Consider the following 2,638-nt stretch of genomic DNA (forward strand, 5'->3'; position numbering starts at 1 on the left):
AACATTCAGGATATGCCCGACAACGCTATCTACGCCAGCACGCCGGGCTATCCCGACACCGACGAGTATCCGCTCCCCGAGGGCGGCGGGGGTGTAGTCGAGATTACCAACTCCTACGCCGCGGACTGTCTGGCCGCACACTTCCGACTGGGCACGGCGGGTTCGTTCGCCCGTAACTGCGTCGCCGTCGGCGGCCACCGTGGATTCATCGGCCGGTTCGAGCACACACGGGCCATCGACTGCGACCTGGCCGACAGCAGTCACGGCGACGTGGTGGTCGGCGCTCGCGGCTGGGACGCGAGCGACGAGGCCGCCGTGACCGTCGAGAACTGCCGGTTCGAGACGATCCACCGCTATCGGGACGGCAACGTCCTCCACGGGGAATCGGTCGGCCGACCCCGGACCGAGCCACCCGCGGGTGTCCCGCGGAGCGCCGAGGCAGCCGCGAGCGGGTCCAGTGACGGCGATGCCTGACTACGCGGTGGTTCGAGACCTGAGACCGGCGCTACGGCGAGACGGCGGGCGACTCGACGGTCGATTCGGACGAGGACGTATAGACGCCGGCCGCTTCGAGGATGCCTCGCCAGTCGGCCGCCGCCGCGTCGTAGGAGTAATCTTCGCGCACGTCGGTCGCATTGGTCGCCAGCCGTGACCGTAACGCCTCGTCGGTCAGGAGGCGCTGGACGGCCGTCGCCATCGGTTCCACGGCGTTGTCGGCCACGACGAGCGCGTTGTCCCCGTCCGTCGCTGGGTCGCGGACGTTCCCCACGTCGGGAACCACCGCTGGCACGCCGGACGCCATCGCCTCAATCAACGTCAGCGGGAGCCCCTCACGTTCGGACGTGAGGACGTAGACCCGCGCTCGCCGGTAGTATGTCGCCGGCTCCGGGACCCACCCCGGTCGCTCCACGATGTCCGCCAGGCCGCGCCGCCGGATCTCCGCTTCGACCGCCTCCCGGCGGACGCCGGTCCCGAGCATGACGACCCTGAGGTCGCCCGCGACCGTCTCGGTCAGTCGGTCGACGATATCGACGAACCGAACGGGGTTTTTCTCCGGCCCGAACCGACCGACCCAGAGGAGGTCGATCGACCGCTCGGTGTCGTCGGACACGGGGTAGGCCGCCGGCCGGATCGGGTTCGCCAGCGTCTCGACCGCGCCCGGCGTGACGCCCAGTTCGGCGAGCCGGTCGCGGTGTGTGCGTCCCGTCACCGAGACGACGGTGAACCGGCTCATCAGCCACCTGACTGCCGCGCCGTACCGCGCCGTCGCGTGCACGTCGATATCGCTCCCGATCACGCCGAGATGGGTCGGGACGCCGGCGGCACGACCGGCGATCAGCGCGATCACGCCGTAGGGGAGCAACGAGTACGACCCGACCAGTTCGTACTCGCCCCGCAGTGCTTCGAGGACCGCAACCACCGACAGCGCCAGGAGATCGAGCGGTCTGATCCCGACCGGCGAGACCGATGCGACGGTTACGCCCGCCACGTCGTCGGGCGCGTCGACACACAGCAGCGTCGGTTCGGCCACCATCCCGACCGGCCCGACGTGGCGCTCGACTTTCTCGACGTTCTCCGCGAAGTCGGCCACGATCAACACCGACGCCTCGCTCGCGGTCGACGGCTGTGTCATATCGACGGCGAGACCGCCGTCGATGTTAGTAATAGAGCGAATTCCGCTGTGTCTCGTCTCGCCGACGCCGATCGCACGAGCGGGATCGTCCCTCGTCCGATCGGGCTCACCGTCGGATCTGCGCGGGTCGGATCCCTCACCGACCGGGCCGGTCGACGCAACCGATAGTTGCTACCTACTCACACGACCTGACCGGGAAGTGACAGTGGGCCGATCGGTGTCGCGGTAGTTGCGCGCTCGGAGGTTTCGATCTGCGATGCGTACCGGTCGCTCCCGGATAGTTACACGTTGCTTGTTGGCTCCCCATCGTTACGGTCACGATACTCGGCTTTCCGTACCAGTTATATATTTTTACGTGCCAAGATTATATTTTAAAAGTAAGCAAAGATTATCTTTATATAGAGTAAGCATCTGCTAATCAGCCCGTATGACAGATCGAAGAGAGGACGTCGCCGACGACATCGAGCGAGTCGATCGCATCCGACTGGGGCGAAGGTCGTATCTCGGAGCGCTCGGCGCTTCGGCCATCGCCACGACAGTGGGTCTCGCCGGTACCGGCGGAGCAACTGCCACGGGAAGTGAAGACTACGATGTCGTGAAAGTCCCCGCCGGCGACCGCTTCGAGAAGGTCGTCTCGTCGGGCGAACGGTTCGAGAACGTGCTGATCGACATCAGCGCCGAGGGGGCGACCTTCGACATCGAGGCGACCGGGAGCGACTGGGTCGTTCGCAACGTCGGAATCAAGGGCGTCTGGGACCAGTACGAGAAACGCGAGCCGTTCCGGGCGGCGGTCGATCGGGGAAGTACTGGCCGGATCGAGAACTTCTACTTCGCCGACGGCGCACCGGACGACGCCTACCCTGGCGTCACCGGCATCTACGTCTACCGCAACCACGCTGGCACGCTACGGATCGACCGGACGAACATTCAGGATATGCCCGACAACGCTATCTACGCCAGCACGCCGGGCTATCCCGACACCGACGAGTATCCGCTCCCCGAGGG

1 protein-coding gene and 2 pseudogenes are annotated in these 2,638 nt (G+C 66.2%); 2 read left to right on the forward strand and 1 reads right to left on the reverse strand.

The genetic code is table 11. From position 1 onward, the window contains the following. Positions 1 to 474, forward strand: a pseudogene (locus tag BMX17_RS24680) (hypothetical protein); the annotation flags it as partial. Positions 475 to 505: 31 nt separating this feature from the next. Here the strand turns inward: BMX17_RS24680 and BMX17_RS24685 are convergent. After that, complete coding sequence (locus tag BMX17_RS24685; RefSeq protein WP_092665259.1) at positions 506 to 1,633, reverse strand: glycosyltransferase; 1,128 nt, start codon at positions 1,631 to 1,633, stop codon at positions 506 to 508. Positions 1,634 to 2,060: 427 nt separating this feature from the next. On the opposite strand from BMX17_RS24685, the pseudogene BMX17_RS24690 reads away from it, so the two are divergent. After that, a pseudogene (locus BMX17_RS24690) lies at positions 2,061 to 2,638 on the forward strand (hypothetical protein); the annotation flags it as partial.

The organism is Halorientalis persicus (assembly GCF_900110215.1).
Taxonomy (GTDB): Archaea; Halobacteriota; Halobacteria; order Halobacteriales; family Haloarculaceae; genus Halorientalis; species Halorientalis persica.

Excerpts from the sequence above, each read along its gene's own strand:
- BMX17_RS24685 (WP_092665259.1), bottom strand. The coding sequence starts at position 1,633 with ATGACACAGCCGTCGACCGCGAGCGAGGCGTCGGTGTTGATCGTGGCC.